Source organism: Gordonia mangrovi (genome assembly GCF_024734075.1).
GTDB classification, from domain to species: domain Bacteria; phylum Actinomycetota; class Actinomycetes; order Mycobacteriales; family Mycobacteriaceae; genus Gordonia; species Gordonia mangrovi.
The window spans coordinates 4,763,692-4,789,441 of record NZ_CP102850.1; the positions used below are offsets into that span (position 1 = coordinate 4,763,692).

The window sequence follows — 25,750 nt, forward strand, 5'->3', positions numbered from 1 at the left end:
GTTCGCACGCGCTTTCCTAGGAGATCAGAGCACCAGTGACCACACCGCGCCGGGCGTCGGCGAAGCGGTCGGGACCTCCACGTGAGATTCCGCCGTGGAGACCCCTGACCGTTTTCTTTGTGTTGTTGGCCATCGTTTACGGGCTGGTCTTCTTCACCGGCGGTGGATCGCCGACCCCGAAGCTCGGTATCGACCTGCAGGGCGGTACGCGGGTCACACTGACCGCGCGTACCCCCGACGGCCAGCCGCCGTCGCGGGAACAGCTCGACCAGGCCAAACAGATCATCGAGCAGCGCGTCAACGGGCTCGGTGTCTCGGGTTCCGAGGTGGTCGTGAACGGCGACAACCTGGTCATCACCGTTCCCGGTGACGACGGTGCCCAGGCCCGCACGCTCGGCCAGACAGCGCGTCTGTTCGTGCGTCCGGTGGAGAACGTGGCGCCCGCGATGCCGCAGCCGGACTCGGGCGATCAGAACTCCGAAGGTCAGAACGGTGACGGGCAGAACACCGCCGCCCAGGACTCGCCCGAGGATGACGCCACCCAGGCCTCCGCCATTGCCGAACAGCGCGAGCTGCGCCAGGCGCCCGAGGGCGCCGATCTCGACGCGCTGACCGCGCAGATGGCGCAGATGGACTGTTCGCCGGATTTCTACGATCCGCTGCAGGGCAACGATCTGCCCGACCAGTACCTCGTGGCCTGTTCGGAGGACGGCAGCGAGGTATATCTGCTCGGTCCCGAGATCATCGACGGCCGTGACATCGCCAACGCTTCGGCGGGTACCACACAGCAGGCCGGTTCGTGGGTCGTGCAGGTGGAGTTCAAGAACGAGGCGAGGGACTTCTGGCCGACGTACACCGCCCAGAACATCGGCAAGCAAACCGCCTTCACACTCGACACCAAGGTGGTGTCGGCGCCGCAGATCCAGGGTGCGATCACGACACCGCAGACCGAGATCAGCGGTGACTTCAGCCAGCAGGAGGCCAAAGACCTCGCCAACGTCCTCAAATACGGTTCGCTGCCGTTGTCGTTCGAGGCGTCCGACGCGGAGACGGTGTCGGCGACACTCGGATTGTCGTCGTTGAAGGCCGGCTTGATCGCCGGTGCGGTCGGCATGATCGCGGTGCTGATCTACGCACTGCTCTACTACCGGATGCTCGGCATTCTCACGATGCTGTCGCTGATCCTGTCGGGTGCGATGGTCTACGGGATCATCGTGTTGCTCGGCCGGTGGATCGGCTTCACCCTCGACCTCGCCGGCATCGCCGGCCTCATCATCGGTATCGGCATGACCGCCGACTCGTTCGTCGTCTACTTCGAGCGGATCAAGGACGAGATGCGGGAGGGACGAAGTTTCCGCTCCGCGGTGCCTCGCGGTTGGGCCAGCGCCCGGCGCACCATCTGGTCGGGTAACGCGGTCAGTTTCATCGCCGCGGCAGTCATTTATGTGCTGGCGATCGGCGAGGTCCGCGGCTTCGCCTTCACCCTCGGGTTGACCACCATCCTCGACGTGGTGGTGGTGTTCCTGGTGACCCATCCGCTGGTGGTGTTGGCGAGTCGGTCGGAGTTCCTGTCGCGGCCGAAGGTCAACGGTCTCGGCGCAGTCAGTGAGGTGGCCCGCCGACGTCGCGCGGCCGAGCGGGCTGAGCGCGTCGTGGCCACGGAAGGATCGGCGAAATGACCAATGCGCAACGCCCCAACTCCGGGCGCGATGGCGGGGGACGCAGCGCCGTGATCGGCGACACCGTCCCCGACGAGGCCGTCGAACAGGGCCCGGCGGGTCCTTCCGACGCCAATTACGTGGCCGAGAAAGACCGTTCGTTCCTCTCGCGGCTGTACACCGGAACGGGCGCGTTCGGCATCATCCCGGCGCGACGCACCTGGTACATCGTCACCGCCGTGATCCTGGTCATCTGTATCGCCTCGATCGCCATCCGAGGTTTCACCCTGGGCATCGACTTCGAGGGCGGCACCCAGGTGTCCATCCCGGTGACCGCCGGGGTCACCGTCGACTCCGTCGACCAGGTGTTCGCCGAGACGCTCGGCGAGGAGCCGGAGTCGGTGCAGACCGCCGGCTCCGGATCGGCCGAGACGGTGCAGGTGCGTACCGAAACGCTGACCGCCGCCGAGACCGAACAGATCACGCGGGCGTTGGCCGACCGGTTCGGGCCCGAACTGACCACCTCGGATGTGAGTTCGTCGGACGTCAGCTCGACCTGGGGCGGCGAGATCACCGAGAAGATGTTGATCGCCCTCGTGGTGTTCCTGGTGATCGTGTTCATCTACATCACGATCCGGTTCGACCGGGAGATGTCGGTGGCGGCCCTCACCTCACTGTTCTTCGATATCGTCGTCACCGCCGGCATCTATTCGCTGGTCGGGTGGGAGGTGACGCCCGCGACCGTCATCGGTCTGCTCACCATCCTCGGTTTCTCGATCTACGACACCGTCGTGGTGTTCGACAAGGTCTCGGAGAACACCCGATCGGTGCTGCAAACCACCCGACGGACCTACGCCGAACAGGCCAATCTCGCGGTGAACCAGACACTGATGCGGTCGATCAACACCACGGTCATCTCCGTGCTGCCGATCATCGCCCTGATGGTGATCGCGGTGTGGATGCTCGGCGTCGGCACGCTGAAGGATCTCGGTCTCATCCAGCTGGTGGGTGTCGTGGTCGGCGCCTACTCGTCGATCTTCCTGGCCTCCCCGCTGCTGGTGACGCTGAAGGAACGGCGCGCCGACATCGCGCGGCACACCACGCGGGTACTCGATCGTCGCGCCCGCGTCGAGGCGGGCGACGACCTCGCAGACGACCCACGTCCGGTCCGTGGCCGGCCGTCGGGCCGTCGGCGTGCGAAAGCAGCGGAAGCCGACGCGCCCCAGACCCCGACCGGGAAAGCACGCCGGGCGCGTTAATGTACGGGTCGTGACTGTGCCGAGCGGGTCGGGCGCCCGCCGACGAAACGGCCTGCCCGTGACGATGTCCACGTGCGTGGCCGTGTTGCTGTTGCTGACGGCCGTGGTGACCGCGTGCGGCGACGACGGCCCGCCCACGATCGACTACGTGCTCGATGCGCGGATCGACACCTACAACGCGAACACCGTCGACGGCAACGCCGCCGGCGTCCTGATGGCGACCACGCGGATGCTGCCGGGTTTCAGCTATCTCGGTGCGCAAGGCCAGGTGACCCCGGACCGCGACATCGGTACCGTGACGCCGGTGCCCGGCACGGGGCTCACGCTGCGCTACGACTTCTCGCCGGCCGCCGGCTTCTCCGACGAGACGGCGCTCGACTGCGACGATCTGGTCCTGGCCTGGGCGGCGATGAGCGGTCGGTTCCCGGGCTTCCGGCCCGCGACGACCGCCGGCTACCGCGACATCGAGACGGTCGACTGTGATCTCGGCTCCAGGACGGCGACCGCTCGGTTCGCACAGGGACGGGACTACCGGGACTGGTTGTCGCTGTTCGGTGCGGGAACGATGCTGCCCGCACACGTGGTGGCGCGTCTGGCCGGCGTCGGCGACGTCGTGCGGCCGATCCGTGACGGTGACCGCGCTGCCATCGCCGAGATCGCCGACGCCTGGAACACCGGCTTCGACCTGACGCCGGGCCCCGTCGACCCGGCTCGGTTCCCGGCGTCGGGGCCGTACCGAATCCAGGAGTACTCGCAGTCGGGTGGTCTGGAGTTGGTGTCCAACGAGTCGTGGTGGGGAGACGCCCCCGCCACGTCGCGGGTCGTGTTGTGGGGGAGAGGTACCGATGCCGAACGTCGACTGTCGGAGGGGGCATTCGACGTCGCCGACGTGAGTTCCGGCATCGTCGCCGGCGATGTGGTGGCCTCGGGTTCCGAAGAGGCCCGGCTGCCGATCCCCAAACCCAATCGGGCGCTCGCGGTCGAGGAGTTGGTGCTCGCCCAGCGCGGCGTGTTCGCCGAACTCCCGGCCCGACGGGCATTCGCGTCGTGCCTACCACGTGATGGGCTCGCACGGGAGTTCGGGCAGGGCGCCCAGATCTGGAATCTGCGGGTCCTCGCGCCCGCCGACAACCTGGCCGGACAGCTCAACGGGGCGTTCGGCCGCGCCTATGCACGACCCAATCTGCCCCGAGCGCGCACTCTCAGCGCCGATGCCTCGGGCGACGCGCCGATGACCGTGCGGATCGGATATCTGGCGCCGATGCAGCGTCGGGCACAGATGGTGGCCGCCATCGCCGAATCCTGTCGGCAGGTGGGTATCGAGGTGGTCGACGCGGGCTCGCCCGACATCACCCCGGCGGCGTTGGCCGATGATGTCGACGCGCTGATCGTGGCCAACGGAGCCTCGTTCGCCGCAGCGGGGGCAGCGAACCCATCGCGGGACGCCTTTGCCCTGCGCGGTGGTGATCCGCTCAACATCAACAACTACCGCAACCCCCGGGTCAGTGGCGCGATCGATCGCCTGGTGGCCTCCGACCTGGCAGCCGACCGCCTCGATCTGGTGCGCACGATCGAGAACACGGCGTGGGCGACGCTGCCGTCGATCCCGCTGTTCGCGGCGCCGCGGATGCAGGTCCTCGGCCCCCGGGTCGATAATGTTGTTTCGGGTCTGGGCCGCAATGGGACCGGGTGGAACATGGATCGGTGGACGGTACGTGACTGACGCAGAGCACTTGCCCGGAAACGACGAGACGACTGCGCAGGCGGTGGCCCGCGCTCGGCAGGCGATCGTCGATCACGCCCGCCTCGTCCCGGACTTCCCGCAGCCGGGCATCGCGTTCAAAGACCTCACCCCCGTGCTGGCCGACCCGGTCGGGCTGGCCGCGGTGGTCACCGCGTTGACGCACGGCTGCACCGACGTCGACCTGGTGGCCGGGATCGATGCCCGCGGGTTCCTGCTGGGTGGAGCCGTGGCCCGCGAACTCGGCGTCGGTGTGCTTGCGGTACGCAAGGGTGGCAAACTCCCGCCGCCGGTACACAGTGTCACCTACTCACTCGAGTACGGCACGGCGACGCTGGAGATCCCCGCGAGTGCCGTCGACGTCGCCAGCCGGCGGATTCTGCTGGTCGACGACGTGTTGGCGACCGGCGGAACAGCGGTGGCGGCTGCGGAGTTGTTGGGTCGCGCCGGGGGTGTGGTCGTCGGTGTGGCCGTCATCATGGAATTGGACGGGCTCGACGGGCGGGCGACCATCGCTCGTGGCCTGGGCGCACACCTGCCGGTGCATGCGGTGACGACGGGGTGATCGCGGCGGACGCGGCGGACGTCGGGTGACCGATGGCGCGCGGTCTGTGCCGTCGAGCGGACTAGACTCGCCTCATCCGGTGTTCATGGACCGGCGACGTCACCGAAAGGAGGTCAGGATGCACGACGAGGTCGACACCGATGCCCGCCACGAGCAGACGGGGACGTCGCGTGCGGATGCCCGGCCTCCGGGCGCGACCGCGGATGCCGAACCGAATCGAGGATCCACCCCGCCACGTGCCGAGGGTGCGCCCGCCGGCGCCGAGGGATCGGCCGCCGGCGACTCGAATCCCGACGACGCTGCCCGCGCGGCGCGGACCGAGACGTTGGCGCCACACTCCACCTCGGCGTCCCGGCGCGTCCGGGCGCGTCTGGCCAGGCGGATGACCGCCACCCGCAGCCCGGTGCGGCCCGTCCTCGAACCGCTCGCGACCCTGCACCGGGAGATCTATCCGAAGGCCGACGTCGCCTTGCTGCAACACGCCTACGACGTCGCCGACGAGCGCCACACCGGTCAGAAGCGCAAATCCGGCGACCCCTACATCACCCACCCGCTGGCCGTGGCGACCATTCTGGCGGATCTGGGCATGGACACGACGACACTGGTGGCGGCGCTGCTGCACGACACCGTCGAGGACACCGGTTACACGCTGGAACAGTTGGAGAAGGATTTCGGCGCCGAGGTCGCGCACCTGGTCGACGGGGTGACCAAGCTGGACAAGGTGGCACTGGGCAGTGCCGCCGAGGCGGAGACGATCCGCAAGATGATCATCGCGATGGCGCGCGACCCGCGGGTGCTGGTCATCAAGGTCGCCGACCGGCTGCACAACATGCGCACGATGCGGTTTCTGCCGCCGGAGAAGCAGGCGCGTAAGGCCCGCGAGACCCTTGAGGTGATCGCGCCGTTGGCGCATCGTCTGGGGATGGCCACGGTGAAGTGGGAGCTGGAGGATCTGTCGTTCGCGATCCTGCACCCCAAGCGGTATGAGGAGATCGTCCGGCTGGTCGCCGACCGGGCGCCGTCGCGGGACACCTATCTGGCGCGGGTACGTGCCGACATCAACAACGCGCTCGGTGGCGCCCGGATCTCCGCGACCGTCGAGGGACGCCCCAAGCACTACTGGTCGATCTATCAGAAGATGATCGTCAAGGGCCGCGACTTCGACGACATCCACGACCTGGTGGGCATCCGCATCCTGTGTGATGAGGTCCGCGACTGCTACGCCGCGGTCGGCGTGGTGCACTCGCTGTGGCAACCGATGGCGGGCCGGTTCAAGGACTACATCGCGCAACCCCGGTTCGGCGTCTACCAGTCGTTGCACACCACGGTGATCGGGCCGGAGGGCAAGCCCCTCGAAGTGCAGATCCGCACCCACGAGATGCACCGCACCGCCGAATTCGGCATCGCCGCCCATTGGCGCTACAAGGAGAGCCGGGGGAAGGGCAAGGGACCCCGCAAGTCCGACGCCACCGAGATCGACGACATGGCGTGGATGCGTCAGCTGCTGGACTGGCAACGTGAGGCGGCCGACCCGGGCGAGTTCCTCGAGTCGCTGCGCTATGACCTCGCGGTGCAGGAGATCTTCGTGTTCACGCCCAAGGGCGATGTGATCACGTTGCCCGCGGGATCGACTCCGGTCGATTTCGCCTATGCCGTGCACACCGAGGTCGGGCATCGGTGTATCGGCGCCCGCGTCAACGGCCGGCTGGTCGCGCTGGAGCGCAAACTCGAGAACGGCGAAGTGGTGGAGGTCTTCACGTCGAAGGCGCCCAACGCCGGGCCGTCGAAGGACTGGCAGAACTTCGTTGTCTCCCCGCGGGCGCGGGCCAAGATCCGACAGTGGTTCGCCAAGGAGCGGCGTGAGGAAGCGCTCGAGGCCGGCAAGGATGCTATCGCCAAGGAGGTCCGTCGCGGGGGACTTCCGTTGCAGCGCTTGATGAGTGCCGACTCGCTGGCGGCAATTGCCAAAGAACTCCGCTACCAGGACGTGACCGCGCTGTACACCGCGGTCGGTGAGAATCATGTGTCCGCACGACACGTGGTGAATCGGTTGGTGGCATCGCTGGGCGGCCTCGACGACGCGGTCGACGAGATCGCCGAGCGGTCGACACCGTCGACACTGCCCACCCGCACGCGCCACGGCGGGGATGCCGGGGTCATCGTGGAGGGCCTCGACAACGTGTTGGCGAAGCTCGCCAAGTGTTGTACGCCGGTGCCGGGCGACGAGATCATGGGCTTCGTCACCCGCGGCGGCGGCATCAGCGTGCACCGCACCGATTGCACCAACGCCGCTTCGCTGAAAGAGCAGTCCGAACGCATCATCGGCGTGTCGTGGGCACCGTCACCGTCCTCGGTGTTCCTGGTGGCCATTCAGGTGGAGGCGCTCGACCGACATCGCCTGCTGTCGGATGTCACCAAGGTTCTCGCCGACGAACGGGTCAACATCCTCTCGGCGTCGGTCACCACCAGCCGTGACCGGGTGGCGATCAGCAAGTTCACCTTCGAGATGGGCGACCCGAAGCATCTCGGGCACGTGCTGAACGTCGTGCGCAACGTCGAGGGTGTCTACGACGTCTACCGGGTGACGTCCGCCGCCTGAGATCGGGCACCAACCCTGTTCCCTGCGGGGCGCTACCACCTGGTCGCTGAGGAGCGAGCTTGCGAGCGTTACGAAGGGTCAGTCCTGATTGCCCGAATCCACAGTCGCGGAGGTGATCTCCACCGGCTGCGTGGGCTTGCCGTCTTCCGCACTACCGTTCGGGCCCGGGGTCAGGCCGTTCTCCGCGATCTTGTCGAGCACCGTGAGCCCGGCAGGGTCGACCTGGCCGACCACGGAGTAGTTGGGCGCGAGCTGGCTGTCCTGGATGACCAGGAAGAACTGGCTCGCACCGGTGTCGGTCTGACCGCTCTGTGGGTTGTTGCTGTTGGCGATCGCCACCGTGCCACGCGGATAGGTGACCGGTGCGGCCCCCGACATGGGATCGGGTTCGCCGGCCGGGGCGAGGTCGGTGGGCAGCTCGTCGGGGCTCGACCATCCTGGGCCGCCCGCCCCCGTACCGGTCGGATCACCGCACTGCAGCACCTGGAGTGACTCGCTGCTGGTCAGTCGATGGCAGGGGGTGTCGTTGTAGAAGTCGTTCTCCGCCAGCGAGATCACCGCAGCGGTGTTGCACGGCGCCCCGCTGCGTTCGAGGGTGATCGGAATCTCGCCCTGGTTGGTGTCGAGCAGCAGGTTCGCGGTGCCCTCTTTGAGCTGCTTCTCGTCGGGCTTGGGAGCGGTCCGCTGCTTGGCCTCGCCGGCCCGCATCTCGTCCAGGTAGGCCTGTGCCTGTGCTCGCTGCTCGGCGGGAACCTCCGCCGGCACTTCCTCGGGGAGTTCGTCGAACCGACTCGGCTGGTCGACGTACGAGCACGCTGTCCAGCGGGCGGCCTCACGATCGTCGAGCACCTTCTTGACGATCAGCGTGGTCGCGGTGGCCACGATGGCGACGACGACCACGGTCGAGACGGAGGCGATGATGATCTTGCGGCGGCGCTTCTCCTGGCGCTCCCGCTCGAGGCGCTCTTCGAGCTTGCGCTTGGCGGCCTCGCGACGTTCCTCGTTGCTGGACACGCGGTTGGATCCTCCTGAACTCGTGTGCCGTGGCTCCCCCGGGGGATGGCATGCGTTACGTGCGGTCGGGCGGCACGTGAATCGGCGCTGATGCTACATCGACAGGTCAGTGTGCCAGCTGAACCTGAGAGTTCCATGGTCGGGGCGGGATCGCCGCGCGCGGCCTGTCGGTTGGGGCAACGGGGCGTTTGTCACAATGGACAGATGCTGATCACCGGATTCCCGGCCGGGATGTTCCAGACGAACTGCTACCTCCTCGCCAACGGAGCGGGGTCGGAGGCGGTCATCATCGATCCGGGCCAGGATGCCGCGGCCCGGGTGCGTGAACTGCTCGCCGAGTACGACCTGACGCCGGTGGCCGTGCTGCTGACGCACGGGCACCTCGACCACACCTGGAATGTGACCGAGCTGTGCGATGAGTTCTCCATTCCCGCCTACATCCATCCGGAGGACCGGCCGATGCTCGCCGACCCGGGGGTGGGGCTGGGGCAGGCACTGGGCGGTCTGATCGGGTCGATGGAGTTCCGCGAGCCGGAAAAGGTGGTCGAGTTCTCCGACGGTGAGGACGTGGAGCTGGCCGGCATCCGGATCTCGGTGGACCTCGCGCCGGGCCACACCAAGGGTTCGGTGCTGCTGGGAATCGAGGTACCGGTCGGTCTCGACGAGGAGGAGCGGGCGGAGGCGGCCGATGCCGACGACTCGGTGCCCGAATTCGTTCCGGTCTGCTTCTCCGGCGATGTCCTGTTCGCCGGATCGATCGGGCGCACTGATCTCCCCGGCGGTAGCCACCAGCAACTGCTGGACTCGATCGCTGCCAAGCTGATGCCGTTGCCCGATCACACCCAGGTACTGCCGGGGCACGGGCCGCAGACCTCGATCGGCGCCGAGCGCGCCGGCAACCCTTTCCTCGTCGACCTGCCCGGGCGCGGGGATTCCACACCCAAGAAGGGACGTTTCGGACTGTGAGCGCCGAGTTTGCCGCTCCGCGGGGAGTGCCGGACTACTGCCCCCCGGACTCCGCGGATTTCCGTCGGGTCCGTGACACGTTGACCGACGCCGCTCGGCGAGCGGGCTACGGACACATCGAGCTACCGATCTTCGAGGACACCGCTTTGTTCGCCCGCGGTGTCGGCGAGTCCACCGACGTGGTGAGCAAGGAGATGTACACCTTCGCCGATCGTGGCGATCGGTCGGTGACGTTGCGTCCCGAGGGCACGGCCGGTGTCATGCGCGCGGTCATCCAGCATGGGCTCGACCGCGGACAGCTGCCGGTGAAGCTCTGCTATGCCGGCCCGTTCTTCCGCTACGAGAAGCCGCAGACCGGACGGTATCGACAACTGCAGCAGGTCGGTGTCGAAGCCATCGGAGTCGACGACCCGGCGCTCGATGCCGAGGTGATCGCGGTCGCCGATGAGGGCTACCGCCGATTGGGGCTCTCGGGCTTCCGTCTGGAGATCACCTCTCTCGGTGATGCCGCCAGCCGCGGTCCGTATCGGGAAGCCCTCCAGCAGTTCCTGTTCGGTCTCGACCTGGACGAGGCGACCCGTCGCCGGGCGGAGATCAACCCGCTGCGGGTGCTCGACGACAAACGTCCCGAGGTCAAGGAGGCCACGGCGTCGGCGCCGCTGCTGATCGACCATCTGTCCGAGGACGCGCGTGCACATTTCGATCTGGTCCTCACGCACCTGAAGCGGCTGGGTGTGCCGTACGAACTCAATCCACGTCTCGTGCGCGGGCTCGACTACTACACGAAGACCACCTTCGAGTTCGTCCACGACGGATTGGGTGCGCAGTCGGGGATCGGTGGGGGAGGCCGCTACGACGGTCTCATGCAGCAGATCGGTGGCAAGCAGGATCTGTCCGGGATCGGTTTCGGCCTCGGCGTCGACCGCACCATGCTGGCAATGGAGGCCGAAGGGGTGGCGCACGCCGACGTCGCCCGCTGCCAGGTGTTCGGGGTCCCCATGGGCGCCGATGCGAAGGCCGAGTTGGTCGGTGTCGCGGGCCAACTGCGGGCCGCCGGGATCGCGGTCGATCTCGCTTACGGCGACCGGGGATTGAAGGGCGCGATGAAGGCTGCCGATCGCTCCGGCGCCCGCCTCGCCCTTGTTCTCGGCGACCGCGAACTGGCCGATCGCCAGGTCGAGGTGAAGGATCTGACCAACGGGGAGCAGCACCAGGTCTCGCTGGATTCCATTGTCGACGAGGTGCTTTCGATCCTCGGCTGATCTCTGCCGTCGACACGGGCCATGTGTGCGGGAGTAGGCGGATTTGTGGGAAGCGGCCACTTTGACGAGTGGGTGCCTTCAGGTGGTCGTCGTCCACAAGCGCTGTCGCGCAGACGGTCTCACCCGCACCGAGCGCTTCACCCAACACCCACTCGCGGCCCCAAGCGACTGAAGTGAGAACCGATCCACGCGTCACTCCTGATCCCTGAGGGGTGGCCGAGCTTGTGCGGGAGTGTCACGAAGGGTCTTCCACCGCAACCATTCTCACCGCCGAAAGTTGTCGTAGCCCACCGGTATCCTGAGCCCACCACCGATCGAACAACTCATCCACACCCCACCCGCAGCCCACCAAAGTTGTCGGACCCACCCGATACTCTGATAGCAGTTCGATTCCCCAACAACCAATCCCACGACGACCCCCTCTCGTGCTCGAGTAGACCGAGGCGCCGCCCTTCTGGTGGTCGAGTAGGACGAGGCGCTAGCCGAGGTCGTATCGAGACCATCACCAGCCGAGGCAGAGCCGCCGCAAGCATTGTCCCGCAGGCTATGTCACCCCGAACGGAATTGTCACACCCCGCCGATATCCTGAGCCCAACACCGATCAAACAGCTCATCCACACCCCACCTGCAGCCCACCAAAGTTGTCGGACCCACCCGATACTCTGGTAGCAGTTCGATTCCCCACCAACCCGATCCCGATCTCGCTGTCGTCGCCGGAAAGGAGCGTGTCGTGTTCACCTTCACCGATCGTGCCGCTGACGACGCCCTGCTGGCCAGCAGCAGCCTCGACGAGTTGGCCCAGTACGGCCGCGACGCCCTCCGGCTGAGTAACCAAGCCCAGGCCGTGGCCATGCAGATCGCCCGCCAGATCGGTCAATCCACCTACAACGAGCGCATCACCGGATACAACGACTACGCCCCGAACCGAATCCGCAACGCCGCCGACAAAGCCGCCATAGGCGAAATCTCGCTGCAACTGGGCATCGCCCGAACCAAAGCCGGCGAATGGGTCCACCTCGACGAACTCCTCGACGAACACCCCAAGATCCGTGACGCCTTCCGCGCCGGTGACCTGAGCCCCCACCGCCTGGGTGTGGCCATCCGCGCCGCCGCCACCGGCCCCACCGGCGACCTGCGAGCCCGACTGGCCGAACTCACCGACAACACCGACACCACCGACACCGACACCGATGACGAGGACCTCACCCTCGACTTCGACGACGACACCGACAATGCTGGCACCGACGATGCTGGTACCGACGATGCCGGGACCGACGATGACGGCACCGACGATGACGCCGGTGATGGTGCGGCCGAGACCGACCCTGCCGACGATGAGCCGTGGGATTTCGACGATGTCGTGCTCGACCTGGCCAGCCGCCCCACCACCGACACCGCGCTGCAAGCCGATCTCGACGCCATCATCATCACCCTCGACCCCGACCGGGCCGTCCAATCCCACGACGACATCGCCGACCTGTTCGGCGATGTGAAAATCGGTGCCGAAGCGTTCGGACACATGACCGTCGACGCCTGCATCCCCGCCGAACACGGCGTACACCTACGCGACCGGATCAGCGCGTTGATCAGCCGGCGGGTGTGCCGTCGCGACGGCCGCAGCATCAAAGCCCAACGCGTCGCCGCATTCGCCGAGATCATCAAGGCCCCCGGCGCGACACTGCGCTGCCACTGCGGCGACGACACCTGCCCCGCCACGCAAACCCGCACCAGCAACCCGACGCCCGCCACCACCCCGAGTTCGGTCGCCGACAGTGAGCGCGAGTCGTCGGTCACCGGCAGAGACCGCGACTCGTCGGTCGACACCAGCAGGGCCGGCGACTCCAACGCACCCGTCGACACCGCCGACGAACCCGCAGTGGGTGGGCCTGACGCGGCCGAAGAACAGCCGATCACCCTTGCCGACCTCGATGATGACAGTGACATCGACTCGGACGTCGAGCCCACCGCGGAATCCCGACGAGACTTCATCACCGCACCTCGCGCCGAGCACGACACCGACGGGGCCGATGCGGAAGCGACCGACGCCTCCGACGCAGACGACGCAGACGACGCAGACACTGAAGTCACCACGGCCGCAGAGGTCGAACTCACAACCGATGACGAACACGCCGAGGACACAGCAGACGCCGCGGTAGCCGATGACTCTGACAACGACCCCGCCGACACCGACCCGGACTCCGACACCGATTCCGACACCAACGAAGGCCTCGTCGTCCCCGGCCTGACCCTGCTGCGCGACCCCACCGGCCTCGATCCGACCCGCCTGATGGGCTACGGCGCCATCGACCCCGCCCACGCCGCACGCCTGGCACCCCACGCCACCACCATCACCGCCCCACCGAGCGAAACCCGCACCGCCAGCGGCCTGACCATCTTCGGCAACCAGACACCGGCACCACCCATCGACCCCACCGGGCACGGCGGCTTCGCCACCCCACCACCCGGGGCACTGACCTACGCACCCTCAGCAGCCTTACGTGCCGAAATCATCCAACTCGACCGACGCTGCCGCTACCCGTACTGCGGCCGACCCTCCGAAGAGTGCGAACTCGACCACCTACACAAATTCCTGCACGCCGACCCGCTGGCCGGCGGCTGGACCGTGGCCTTCAACCTCGCACCCCTATGCCGACCCGACCACGACCGCAAACACGACGGCCCGTGGCTCCCCACCATGCACACCGACCGCACCATCACCTGGCGCAACGCCCGCACCGGACAAACCATCGTCACCTACCCCAGGTGACGACGGACGCTCACGTCGACGTGAGTTCCCCGGCCAGCACATCGAGGGAAACCCCGCCGAGTGCGAGTGCGCGAGTGTGGAAGTCCTTCAGCGTCCAGTCGCGGTGGGTGGCGAGCGCTGCGGTCCGGGTCTCCTCCCACACCCGCTGCCCGAGCGCATACGAGGGTGCCTGACCGGGCCATCCGAGATAGCGATTCAGCTCAAAACGCAGCACCGCACGGTCCATCGCCACCGAATCGGTGAGGAACTGCCAGGCCTTCTCGGCATCCCAGGTCCCGCCACCCAGCGCGGCGGGTGCGCGGAGCTTGCAGTGCACCCCGATATCCACCACCACGCGCGCGGCCCGCAGACGCTGTGAGTCGAGCATGCCCATCCGGTCGCCGGGATCATCCAGCCAACCGAGTTCTGCCATCAAGCGCTCCGCGTAGAGCGCCCACCCTTCGCCGTGGCCCGAGGTGAACGACGCCAGTTTCCGCCATGCGTTGAGCTCGTCACTGACGATCGCTGCGCCGAGCTGCAGATGATGGCCGGGCACTCCCTCGTGGAACACGGTGGTCTTCTCCTGCCAGGTGTGAAAGACCTTCTGCTCGGGCGGCACCGACCACCACATCCGTCCCGGCCGGGACAGATCCGCGCTCGGCTGGGTGTAGTAGATGATCCCGGTTGACGACGGCGCCAAGCGGCACTCCAGGCGAGTCAGCTTTGCCGGTATGTCGAAGTGTGTGCCGGCCAGACCCTCCACCGCGCGGTCCGACAGCTCCTGCATCCAGGCGACGAACTCGTGACGATCGTGGACTGCGTAGCGCGGCAACGAGTCCAGGTGGGCCATCGCCTCGGCAACCGACGCGCCGGGCAACACCTCATCAGCGAGTGCCGCCTGCTCGGTGACGATCGCCGAGAGCCGGTCGGTGGCCCACGCATACGCCTCGTCCGGATCCACATCGGCACCGAGATAGGCGGGCAGGAAACGTATATATCGTTCGCGCCCCACCGCGTCGACGTCGGTGGCCACAGGTGCCGCCTCCGCCCGCAACACCGCGTCGAGGGCTTCGAAGGCAACCCGCACGTCGCGCTGTGCGACATCGAGCCCATCGCGCAGGGAGGCGTCCTCGGCGAGGGGGCCGGTGTTGGCGGCGATCGCGTCGGCGGCGGTGGCCGCCTGCGCGGCAACGAGTTCCACCTGCCGCTGCACCAACGGGGGCCCATGCGCGATCCGATGGCGCAGGCCGTCGATGATCGTGTCGACACATTCCGGAACGACGCGCAGGCGGTGCAGGAACACCTCGCGTTGGGCAGCCGACTCGGTGGGCATCAGGTCGAAGATGTCGCGGACCGCCTGCAGCGGTGATGCGATCACGTTGCACTCGCCCACGCGTTCGCCGGACTCGGCGAGCGCGATTTCCCGGCGCAGTGAGGCGGTCATCGTGGCCACCGTGACACGATCGACGTCGTCGACCGGATGGGACTCGGCCAAGGCGTGCACCGTGGCACGCGCCGACACGGTGCGCGCAGTACAGGCGGCAGGGGAGAAGTCGGTCAGCAAATGGTCGTGGCCCGGCACGCCGACCTCGGTGGCGAACAACGGATCCTGGACGGCCTGGTCGGCCAGGTACGACTCGGCGATCTGGTCGATGACGCTCGGTTCCCGTGGCACCGATTCGGTCGGCCCGCTCATAGGTCGTTGGTCGCGAACGTGTCGCACCGGCGCGGGTCACCGGAGTCGTAGCCGATGGTGAACCAGCGGGCGCGCTGCTCCGACGACCCGTGAGTCCAGCCCTCGGGATTCGAATTGGCGCCCTGGATGGTGTCGTCACCGATCGCCTTGGCCGTCTGGATCACCGTGTCGATCTGATCGGAGGTCAACGGTTCGAGCATCGCATCCGGGCCGTTGTCGGCGTGGTAGGCCCACACACCCGCCAGGCAGTCCGCCTGCAACTCGACGCGGACCGACCCCGAACGCGGCCCCTGCGAGCCCATCCGATTGCCCCGCTGCAGCACCCCGGTCAGGTTCTCGATGTGGTGGCCGTACTCGTGGGCGACCACATACTCCTGCGCCAACGGGCCGTCGCTGCCGCCCATCTGTTCCAGCTGAGCGAAGAAGGTCGGGTCGAAGTAGGCGGTCTCATCGGCGGGACAGTAGAACGGGCCGGTCGCCGAGGTCGCCGGCCCACACCCGGTGCTCACCGAACCGGTGAAGATCTTGGTGCTCGGCGGCGTGTACCCGGGCATCAGATCCGACCACACGTCGTCGAGGCTGTTGGTGGTCGCGACGATGCGGCAGATCGTGTCGACGTTGGCCTTCTCGATCGTGCAGGACCGGATGTGGTCGTTGATCTCGGCGACATCCCGGCTGTTGGCCGTGCCGCCGCCGTACGACGATGAACCACCGGTGAGGGAGCCGGTGTCGATACCGAAGAACAGGGCGACGATGGTGATGATCAGTCCGGCTCCGCCCCCGACGGCGATTCGGCCCACCCCGCCGCCACCGCCACCACCGGAGACCGACCCGGTGTCGAGCGGCCCGTCGCCCTGAAAAACCATCCCGCTCCTCGACCTCTCCGCCACATCCGACCGTCCCGCGCCGTCGCCCGGCGTCGGCAGGGTCGAGCATATTCGCAGACCCGCCCGGGTGCGGGTCGGTCCTGGTCACGACAGTAGGATGAGCCGAGATTGGACCTCGAAAACCATTGGGAAGGACTCCTGAGTGCTCCGCACGCATCTCGCCGGCTCGCTTCGTCGCGCCGACGCCTCGCAGACCGTCACCGTCGCCGGGTGGGTTGCGCGCCGCCGTGATCATGGCGGCGTGGTGTTCATCGATCTGCGCGACAGCTCGGGCCTGGTCCAGGTGGTGTTCCGCGACGAGGCCGTCGCCGAGGCCGCACACCGGCTGCGTGCCGAGTTCTGCGTCGCCGTGACCGGTGTCGTCGAGGTGCGCCCCGAGGGCAGCGAGAACCCGAACCTGGCGTCCGGCGAGATCGAGATCAACGCCGTCTCCCTCGAGGTGCTCAACGCCGCGGCGCCGCTGCCGTTCCAGCTCGACGAGAACCCCGGCGAGGAAGCGCGACTGCACTACCGCTACCTGGATCTGCGTCGCGAAGGGCCGGCGCGCGCCCTGCGGCTTCGTTCCAAGGTGAACGCGGCGGCGCGCGGTGTGCTCGCCGACCACGACTTCGTCGAGGTGGAAACCCCGACGCTGACCCGATCGACACCCGAGGGGGCGCGTGACTTCCTGGTGCCCGCACGCCTGCAGCCCGGCACCTTCTACGCGCTGCCGCAGAGTCCGCAGCTGTTCAAACAGCTGCTGATGGTCGCCGGCATGGAGCGCTACTACCAGATCGCGCGCTGCTACCGCGACGAGGACTTCCGGGCCGACCGCCAGCCCGAATTCACCCAGCTCGACATCGAGATGAGCTTCGTCGACCAGGACGATGTGATCACCCTGGCCGAGGATGTCCTGCGTGCCCTATGGCAGCTGATCGGCGTCGAACTCCCCACCCCGATCCCGCGGATCACCTACGCCGACGCCATGCGCCGCTTCGGCACCGACAAGCCCGACCTCCGCTTCGACATCGAACTCGTCGAATGCACCGACTACTTCGCCGACACCCCGTTCCGGGTGTTCCAGGCGCCCTACGTCGGTGCGGTCGTCATGCCCGGCGGCGCCTCGCAGCCGCGCCGGCAACTCGACGCCTGGCAGGAATGGGCCAAGCAGCGCGGCGCCAAGGGACTGGCGTACGTCCTCGTGGGTGAGGACGGTGAACTCAGCGGACCGGTCGCCAAGAACTTGTCCGACGCCGAACGCGTCGGGCTGGTCGCCCACGTCGGCGCCAACCCCGGCGACTGCGTCTTCTTCGGTGCCGGCGCGGTCAAGTCGTCGCGCGCGCTGCTCGGTGCCGCGCGTGGGGAGATCGCCGACCGCCTCGGCCTGATCAAGGACGGCGACTGGGCGTTCACCTGGGTGGTCGACGCCCCGCTGTTCGAACCCGCCGACGACGCCACCGCATCGGGCGACGTCGCCGTCGGATCGGGCGCCTGGACCGCGGTCCACCACGCGTTCACTGCGCCCAAGCCGGAGTCGCTCGACGCCCTCGAATCCGATCCGGGCTCCGCGCTGGCCTACGCCTACGACATCGTGTGCAACGGCAACGAGATCGGCGGTGGCTCGATCCGTATCCACGAGCGTGACGTGCAGGAGCGGGTGTTCGAGATCATGGGCATCGGCCACGACGAGGCGCAGGAGAAGTTCGGCTTCCTGCTCGACGCGTTCGCCTACGGCGCGCCGCCGCACGGCGGCATCGCCTTCGGCTGGGACCGCATCACCGCCCTGCTGGCCGGGGAGAGCTCCATCCGCGAGGTCATCGCGTTCCCCAAGTCCGGCGGCGGTGTGGACCCGCTCACCGACGCGCCGGCGGCGATCACCCCGCAGCAGCGCAAGGAGTCGGGTATCGACGCCAAGCCGATTCTGCGCAAACAGGGCGGCAGCGCCGACTCGTCAGCGGACGGCAAGCCGGGCACCGCCGAATCGGCCGCGACCGCAGATCACACCGTCGGGGGCGCCTGAAGGCCACCACAGCGGTCGGTCCTCCTCCGACGCGCGGGATCGGCCGGCGGTGGCGATTTTCACGGGTGATACCCACCGCAAACCCGGCATCGGATCGCGAATTGTGATGTGATTTCTGACCATGACGATCAAGGTGGCCCTCGAGCACCGCACGAGTTACGCATTCGATCGCCCGGTCAAGATATTCCCGCATGTGGTGCGGCTGCGACCCGCGCCGCACTCGCGGACGCCCATCGAGGCGTACTCGCTCAAAGTCGAACCGGCACAACATTTTCTGAACTGGCAGCAGGATGCGTTCAGCAACTATCAGGCGCGGCTGGTGTTCCCCGAACCGTCCTCGGTGCTGTCGATCGCGGTGAGTCTGATCGCCGACCTCACCGCGATCAACCCCTTCGATTTCTTCATCGAGGACTGGGCGGAGAACTACGGCTTCGAATACCCCGAGGAACTGCGCAACGACCTGGAGATCTTCCTGCGCCCCGTAGGCGTCGGCGAGGGCGAGTTCGCGGGAGCGCCGGTGCACCCGTCGATCGCCGAGTTCGCCGCTCGGCACAAGCCCACCGGCAAGATCCGGATCATCGACTTCCTGGTCGCGCTCAACCAGGCCGTCCAGGAGGCCGTCGGCTACACCGTGCGGCTCGAAGCCGGCGTCCAGACACCCGAGTACACCCTGGCCAGCGCGATCGGTTCGTGTCGTGACTCGGCGTGGCTGCTGGTGGCGATCCTGCGGGAGCTCGGGCTGGCGGCACGGTTCGTCTCGGGCTACCTGGTGCAGCTGACCTCCGACGTCAAATCGCTCGACGGACCGTCGGGACCGGACGCCGACTTCACCGACCTGCACGCCTGGACCGAGGTCTACCTTCCGGGTGCCGGCTGGGTGGGTATGGACCCGACCTCGGGGCTGTTCGCCGGTGAGGGCCACATCCCGCTCGCGGCCACCCCCAACCCGGGCGGCGCCGCACCCATCACCGGCGCGACGGGCCCGTGCCACGCCACCCTCGACTTCTCCAACACGGTCACCCGATTCCACGAGGACCCGCGCGTCACCCTGCCCTACACCGCGTCGCAGTGGAAGCGGGTACAGGAGCTCGGTACCGCCCTCGACGAGAAGATGGCGGCCAACGACGTCCGCCTCACCATGGGTGGTGAGCCGACGTTCGTCTCCATCGACAATCAGACCGATCCCGAGTGGAACACCGCCGCCGACGGCCCGCACAAGCGGACGCTGGCCTCCGATCTGGCCGGCCGTCTCAAGGATGCCTACGCGCCGACCGGTCTGGTGCAGCGCAGCCAGGGCAAGTGGTATCCGGGTGAGCCGTTGCCGCGATGGCAGATCGCACTGATGTGGCGCGCCGACGGCCAGCCGATCTGGCGTCGCCCGGAACTGCTGGCCGACCCGTGGAGCAACGGTGCTGCGTCGCGGGCGAGTATCGACGTCGAGACCAGCGGCCCGCCCGCGGGTAGCCGCGGCGCGTCGGAAACCGCCGAGAAGCTGCTCACCGCCTTCGCCGGTCGCCTCGGCCTCCCGTTGTCGCAGGTCATGCCTGCCTTCGAAGACCCCCTGGTGCGAATGCGGGAGCTCTCCGCGTTGCCGCCCGGCGACCCCGGCGAGGACCCGACGCTGCGTACGGTCATCACCACCAAACTCGCCGAAGCCGCGGTCGAAGCGGCCGACTCCGACGAGGACCTCGAACCGCCGGCCGACACCACCCCGGCGCGGCGGGCGCTGTTGGCCAAGCTCGACGAAGCGGTCAGCGCGCCGACGGCCTACGTGTTGCCGCTGAGCCGCTCCGAAGACGAGACCGCATGGCACAGCGCCCGCTGGACCACCCGACGCGGCCGGCTGGTCCTCACCCCGGGCACCTCCCCGGCAGGTTTGCGGCTGCCCCTGGACTCTCTGTCCTGGGGTCCGGCCCCGACCCTGTTCGAGTCCGATCCGTCGGCCAGGCCCGCCCCGCTGCCCGACGACCCGGCCGACGCGTTGGGCTGGACCGTTCGGGAGATGGATCCCGCCGCCTTCGTTCCGCGCAGTGCCGTGGTGGCCGAGATGCGCGGGGGAGTCCTGTATGTGTTTCTGCCGCCCACCGGGACGCTGGAGGAATACCTCGCCATCGTCGAGATGGTGGAGGCGGCGGCCGCCGCGATCGACACGCCCGTGGTGGTCGAGGGGTACGGACCGCCCGCCGACGGTCGCCTCACCACGTTGACCGTGACCCCTGATCCGGGCGTGATCGAGGTCAACATCCAGCCCACCAACAGCTTCGCCGAACAGTCGGAACTTCTCGAGTCGCTCTACGACCACGCCCGGCGCGCACGTCTGGGCACCGAGACGTTCGACCTCGATGGCAGCCACGGCGGCACCGGCGGCGGCAACCACATCACCCTCGGTGGCCCCACGCCCGCCGATTCGCCGATGCTGCGCCGGCCCGACCTGCTGGCGTCGATGCTGACGTTCTGGCAGCGGCATCCGTCCTTGTCGTACCTGTTCTCCGGGCGCTTCGTCGGCACCACATCGCAGGCGCCCCGCGTCGACGAGGGCCGTGAGTCGTCGCTCTACGAACTCGAGATCGCTTTCGCGGAGATCGACCGACTCGCCGTCAAGGCCGCCGCCGCCGAGGGGGTCGACGCGCCACCCAATCCGTGGGTGACCGACCGGGCACTGCGCCATCTGCTCACCGACATCACCGGCAACACCCACCGCGCGGAGTTCTGCATCGACAAGCTGTACAGCCCCGATTCGCCGCGCGGACGTCTGGGCCTGTTGGAACTGCGCGCATTCGAGATGCCGCCGCACCACCAGATGGCGATGGTGCAGTCGCTACTCGTGCGCTCGCTCGTGTCGTGGTTCTGGGAACAGCCCTACCGCGGCCGGCTGATCCGGCACGGCGCGGACCTGCACGGCAAGCACCTGCTCCCGCATTACGTGATCGCCGACATCGCCGCGGTCGCCGAGGAACTGCGCGAGGCCGGCTACGCCTTCGACACCGCGTGGCTCGACCCCTTCACCGAGTTCCGCTTCCCGCGGCTGGGCACCGTGCAGATCCGCGACCACGAGGTGGAACTGCGCGGCGCGATCGAGCCGTGGAACACCCTCGGTGAAGAGTCAACCGGCGCCGGCACCGCCCGCTACGTCGACTCATCGATCGAGCGGGTCCAGGTGCGTGTTCTCGGCGGCGACGACGACCGCTTCATGCTCACCTGCAACGGCTACCCGATCCCGCTGCGACCCACCGGGCGCACCGGCGAACAGGTGGGCGGGATCCGCTTCCGCGCCTGGCAGCCGCCCAGTTCGCTGCATCCGACGATCACCGTCGACACGCCGCTGACCTTCGATCTGGTCGACACGGTCTCCGAACGTTCCGTCGGGGGCGCCACCTACCACGTGGTGCACCCGGGTGGCCGTGCCTACGACCGCCCGCCGGTCAACGCGGTGGAAGCCGAATCGCGGCGCAACGGCCGCTTCGAGGCATCCGGACACACCAGCGGCTCCGTCGACGTCGGGCTGCTGCGGGAGCGGCAGGCTCGCATCGCCACCGACACCGGGGTCCCGGCAATCCTGGACCTGCGGCGGGCACGTACAGTTCTCCGGTGACTGTTTCGTCGGACAACCCTGCCGGCGTCGGCCTGCCCGCGGTGTTCGACCGGTACCGTCCCGACGGTTCCGCCCTGTTCGACGTCTCGCGACTCACAGCGCCGACCGCTTCGCCGAGTGGCGCGGCCGCCCCGTACGACGAGATGTTGCACGCCGACGGTCGGGTACGCACGGCATGGACGGACCTGGTGGCCGGATACGGGTTGCGCGGAGATGCGCGGCTGCGGTCGGCTGCCGCGCGTCTGGCCACCGCGATCGGGGACGAGGGTGTCGTCTACAACCAGGTGGTCGGCGGCACCACCGTGGCACGCGACTGGCAGGTCGACCCGGTGCCATTGCTGATCGACGGGGTCGATTGGTCGGATCTGGAGAAGTCGATCATCCAACGATCGACAGTGCTCGACCTGCTGTTGCGCGACCTCTATCGAGATCAGAAGACCATCCGCTCCGGACTGGTCCCGCCGGAGATGGTGTTCGGTCACCCCGGCTACATCCGCAAGGCGGTGCGCCTCGAGCTGCCCGGACCACATGCGCTGTTCCTGCACGCGATAGACCTGGGACGCGCTCCGGACGGCCGGTTCGAGGTCTATGCCGATCGCACCCAGGCGCCGTCGGGTATCGGTTTCGCGATGATCGACCGCCACGTGCTCTCGCGGACGTTCCCACAGCTGTTCCAGACCTGCGCGCCGCGTCCGGTCACCAACTTCGCCGGCACGGTCCGGCTGGCCCTGTTCGACTACGCGCCCCCCGGCGTGGACGATCCCACCGTGGCGGTGCTGAGTCCCGGTAGCATGTCCGAGACCGCCTACGACCAGGCATATCTGGCGGCCGTGCTCGGCTTTCCGCTCGTCGAGGGCAGCGACCTCACCGTGCGTGACGGGGTCGTCTACATGCGTTCGCTGGGCAAGTTCAAACGGGTCGACGTCCTGCTGCGCCGGATCGACGCGGAGTACGCCGACCCGCTGGATCTGCGCACCGACTCACGACTGGGTGTCGCCGGTCTGGTGGAGGCCATCTCACGGGGCACGGTGACCGTGGTCAACACCCTCGGCAGCGGCGTGGTGGAGAATCCCGCCATCCACACCATCCTGGACTCGTTGGCCCCCGTGCTGATCGACGAGGAACTGGCCCTGCCGTCGGTGCCCACCTACTGGGCCGGCGACGACGTACAGCGCAGCAAGATCCGCGCCGACCTCGACCACCTCGTGCTGACCAACTTCCGCACCGGCGAGGAGGTGGTGGCGCCGCTGGCCGATGCCGCCGCTCGCACCGAACTGGCCGCTCGCGTCGAGGCCGAGACGTGGCAGTGGGTGGGCCGGGAACTGCGGCCCTACTCGGTGGCGCCGACGATGACCCCCGGACGAAACGACGTGCCCGGCACCGGTGCGGTCCGCGCCGCGCCGGTCGGCATCCGGGCCTTCAGCGTCGCCCAGGGCCCCACGTACGCGGTGATGCCCGGCGGCCTGGGCGCCGTGCTGGCCGACGGTCCGGCCGGGGCCGCGCAACACACGGTCGCCGCCAAGGACATCTGGGTCACCAGTGCCGACATCGGCGGCCATGTGTCGCGGCGGTCGACGACCACTGCGACGGCGGCCGTCGACGACGCCGTGTCGAGGGGAGCGGTGCGGCACGCCCGCGCGCTGGAGTACTCCGACATCGCGGCGGCGGCCAGCCCCCGCGTCCTGGCCGACCTGTTCTGGTTCGGCCGCTACGGCGAACGCACCGAGGCCACCACCCGGTTGGCGAAGGTCGCGCGCGAGCGGTACCAGGAGGTCCAGTACCGGCCATGGATGAGCGGCACCGCGGCCGTCCCGCTGGTACTGCACGCCGCCGCCACGGTGACCGGCACGGCCGCCTACCTGCAGACGGCGGAGCTCATCACCGAAGGCGACGACGGCACGCCGAGTCCGCAGCGGGTCCTCGACGCGATCGCGAAACTCACCGACCTCACCGTGGCGCGGATGGTGCCGGGGACCATCGCACATTCGGTGGACCGGCTCGTGTCGACGGCGCGCGCGATACGCGATCAGATGTCGACGAGCACCTGGATGGTCCTGGCGCCGGTGGAACGCGCGATCGACCAGCTGACCGACCAGATCCGAGCGGCCCGCGACGCGGGCGCCGATCCGGCCACCGATGCCGGACTCGACCTCGGTTCCGAACTGGGTCACACGCACGACGAGGTGTTGCACGGTGTCCTGGCCCTGGCCGGTCTGCAGGCCGACTCGATGGTGCACGATGCCGGCTGGCGGTACCTGGACATCGGCCGCCGAATCGAACGTGCGGTGAATCTCGCCGAGTTGACGCGCGCGCTGTTCGTCCGACATCGAGACCGAGAGGTGGAACAGGCGCTGCTGGAGTCCTTCCTGGTGGCCAACGAGTCGTCGGTCATCTACCGCCGCCGCAACCGCGGGCTCTACCAGCTCGACGCCGTGGCCGAACTGCTGTTCTTCGACGAGGCGAACCCGCGGTCGATGGTCTTCCAGTTCAACCGGCTGCAGGAGAACCTGGGAGCCATGCCGGAAGCGCTGCGGTCGGCGGCCGCCGACCGGATCGTCGAAGATCTCATCGCCGAGCTGCGGCGCTCGGACCCCGACGACCTCGCCACCGTCGACACCGCCGGTCACCGGGCCGATCTCGCGGAGTTGATGACCGCCATCGGTACCGGGGTGCGTGAGCTCTCCGACGTCCTCAACCGGACCCGGTTCGCGCCGCCGCGCGAGGCCCAGCCGATCTGGGGTGGGGGTGGTGAGCTGTGACGAGCAGCCCTGAGCCGGCAGGGACCGTCGAATCCGGGCACACCCGCCGCTACCGGGTGATGCATCGAACCCGCTACACCTACGACGACGTCGTGTCATCGTCCTATGGGCGGTGTTACCTGACGCCGCGCGACCTGCCCGGCCAGCGCGTGCTCGATGCCGAGGTCCGGATCGATCCCGAGCCCGATGACTGGTCCACGGGCGTGGATGTCTACGGCAACAGCGACTCCTACTTCCACGTGCGCAGCACCCATGAGGCCCTGACGGTCACCGCCACCTCCGTCGTCGAGGTCGACCCAACCGATGCCGGCGTGTTGCTGTCTCCGGCGGCACTCGGTCCCTGGGAGCAGGCGCGTCCGGCGGCAGTCGGGATCGAGGGGGCGGCCGCCACCGAGTACGTCCTGGATCTGTATCCGCCGGAGATCACCGCAGCAGTACGGGAGTACGCGGGCGATGTGTTCACACCCGGACGGCCGATGATCGAGGCGGTCACCGACCTGACCGCGCGAATCCATCGGGACTTCGACTACAAGTCGGGATCCACCGCGATCAGCACGCGGGTCGACACCGTGATGGAGCGGCGGATGGGCGTGTGTCAGGACTTCGCGCGGGTCGCGATCGCCTGCCTGCGCTCGGTCGGTCTGGCCGCCCGGTACGAGTCGGGCTATCTCGCGACGGACCCGCCGCCGGGCCGCGAACGCATCTTCGGTGCCGACGCGAGTCACGCGTGGGCGGCGGTGTGGCTGCCCGGCGATCATTGGGTGGCGTTCGATCCCACCAACGACAAACTCGTCGACGAGCGGCATGTGACGGTCGCGTGGGGGCGTGACTATGACGACATACCGCCGTTGCGCGGGGTCATCTACACGGAGTCGAAGAAGAGTCGGATCGACGTCTCCGTCGACGTGAGTCCCATCGGGGACACGCCGGGGCCGGAACCGGAGACACCGATCGGCGTCACCGACTGATCCCGCGCAGGTCACGGGTCCGCGGCGGTGGTGGTCCGA

General features: G+C 68.2%; 15 protein-coding genes. 12 read left to right on the forward strand and 3 right to left on the reverse strand.

Annotated features, from left to right (window positions below):
* Positions 1 to 35: 35 nt before the first annotated feature.
* From secD to NWF22_RS21685, 5 genes are all read left to right on the forward strand, one after another.
* Positions 36 to 1,679 carry a protein translocase subunit SecD gene (secD, locus tag NWF22_RS21665; RefSeq protein ID WP_160902444.1) on the forward strand — a complete coding sequence of 548 codons (1,644 nt, stop codon included), beginning with the start codon at positions 36 to 38 and terminating at the stop codon, positions 1,677 to 1,679.
* Complete coding sequence (secF, locus tag NWF22_RS21670) at positions 1,676 to 2,917, forward strand: protein translocase subunit SecF (RefSeq protein WP_160902443.1); 1,242 nt, start codon at positions 1,676 to 1,678, stop codon at positions 2,915 to 2,917. Before secD ends, secF begins: the two co-directional genes overlap by 4 nt.
* 64 nt (positions 2,918 to 2,981) lie before the next feature.
* Positions 2,982 to 4,640 carry an ABC transporter substrate-binding protein gene (locus NWF22_RS21675; RefSeq protein WP_160902799.1) on the forward strand — a complete coding sequence of 553 codons (1,659 nt, stop codon included), beginning with the start codon at positions 2,982 to 2,984 and terminating at the stop codon, positions 4,638 to 4,640.
* Positions 4,633 to 5,223 carry an adenine phosphoribosyltransferase gene (locus NWF22_RS21680; protein WP_258321240.1) on the forward strand — a complete coding sequence of 197 codons (591 nt, stop codon included), beginning with the start codon at positions 4,633 to 4,635 and terminating at the stop codon, positions 5,221 to 5,223. The genes NWF22_RS21675 and NWF22_RS21680 overlap by 8 nt, the downstream gene beginning before the upstream one ends.
* 118 nt (positions 5,224 to 5,341) lie before the next feature.
* A complete protein-coding gene (locus NWF22_RS21685; protein ID WP_309249723.1) occupies positions 5,342 to 7,822 on the forward strand; it encodes a RelA/SpoT family protein in 2,481 nt (826 codons plus the stop codon).
* Between the two features lie 78 nt (positions 7,823 to 7,900).
* Here the strand turns inward: NWF22_RS21685 and NWF22_RS21690 are convergent, their stop codons facing one another.
* Entirely contained in the window at positions 7,901 to 8,836 is a 936-nt protein-coding gene (locus NWF22_RS21690; RefSeq protein WP_160902441.1) for a peptidylprolyl isomerase, read from the reverse strand.
* A gap of 204 nt (positions 8,837 to 9,040) precedes the next feature.
* Between NWF22_RS21690 and NWF22_RS21695 the strand changes: the two genes are divergently transcribed.
* The 3 genes from NWF22_RS21695 (at position 9,041) to NWF22_RS21705 (ending at position 13,831) form a co-directional block, all read left to right on the forward strand.
* The gene (locus NWF22_RS21695; protein ID WP_160902440.1) at positions 9,041 to 9,802 is read left to right on the forward strand and encodes an MBL fold metallo-hydrolase; all 762 of its coding nucleotides are present in this window, start codon (positions 9,041 to 9,043) and stop codon (positions 9,800 to 9,802) included.
* Positions 9,799 to 11,064, forward strand: coding sequence for a histidine--tRNA ligase (gene hisS / locus NWF22_RS21700; RefSeq protein WP_160902439.1), 1,266 nt, complete (start codon positions 9,799 to 9,801; stop codon positions 11,062 to 11,064). Before NWF22_RS21695 ends, hisS begins: the two co-directional genes overlap by 4 nt.
* A 730-nt stretch (positions 11,065 to 11,794) precedes the next feature.
* Positions 11,795 to 13,831, forward strand: coding sequence for an HNH endonuclease signature motif containing protein (locus tag NWF22_RS21705; RefSeq protein ID WP_160902438.1), 2,037 nt, complete (start codon positions 11,795 to 11,797; stop codon positions 13,829 to 13,831).
* Between the two features lie 10 nt (positions 13,832 to 13,841).
* On the opposite strand, the gene NWF22_RS21710 is transcribed toward NWF22_RS21705, so the two are convergent.
* Together NWF22_RS21710 and ypfJ are read right to left on the reverse strand one after the other, a co-directional pair.
* Complete coding sequence (locus tag NWF22_RS21710) at positions 13,842 to 15,506, reverse strand: DUF885 domain-containing protein (RefSeq protein WP_160902437.1); 1,665 nt, start codon at positions 15,504 to 15,506, stop codon at positions 13,842 to 13,844.
* Positions 15,503 to 16,372, reverse strand: a complete 870-nt coding sequence (ypfJ, locus tag NWF22_RS21715; RefSeq protein ID WP_160902436.1) for a KPN_02809 family neutral zinc metallopeptidase — start codon at positions 16,370 to 16,372, stop codon at positions 15,503 to 15,505. Before ypfJ ends, NWF22_RS21710 begins: the two co-directional genes overlap by 4 nt.
* A 163-nt stretch (positions 16,373 to 16,535) precedes the next feature.
* Between ypfJ and aspS the strand changes: the two genes are divergently transcribed.
* The 4 genes from aspS to NWF22_RS21735 all read left to right on the forward strand — a co-directional run bounded on the left by aspS (position 16,536) and on the right by NWF22_RS21735 (position 25,711).
* On the forward strand, positions 16,536 to 18,392 hold the full coding sequence (gene aspS / locus NWF22_RS21720) for an aspartate--tRNA ligase (RefSeq protein ID WP_258321241.1): 1,857 nt from the start codon (positions 16,536 to 16,538) through the stop codon (positions 18,390 to 18,392).
* Between the two features lie 121 nt (positions 18,393 to 18,513).
* On the forward strand, positions 18,514 to 21,984 hold the full coding sequence (locus NWF22_RS21725) for a transglutaminase family protein (RefSeq protein ID WP_160902435.1): 3,471 nt from the start codon (positions 18,514 to 18,516) through the stop codon (positions 21,982 to 21,984).
* A gap of 41 nt (positions 21,985 to 22,025) precedes the next feature.
* Complete coding sequence (locus NWF22_RS21730) at positions 22,026 to 24,743, forward strand: circularly permuted type 2 ATP-grasp protein (protein WP_160902798.1); 2,718 nt, start codon at positions 22,026 to 22,028, stop codon at positions 24,741 to 24,743.
* 59 nt (positions 24,744 to 24,802) lie between these two features.
* A complete protein-coding gene (locus tag NWF22_RS21735) occupies positions 24,803 to 25,711 on the forward strand; it encodes a transglutaminase family protein (RefSeq protein WP_160902797.1) in 909 nt (302 codons plus the stop codon).
* Positions 25,712 to 25,750 lie beyond the last annotated feature (39 nt).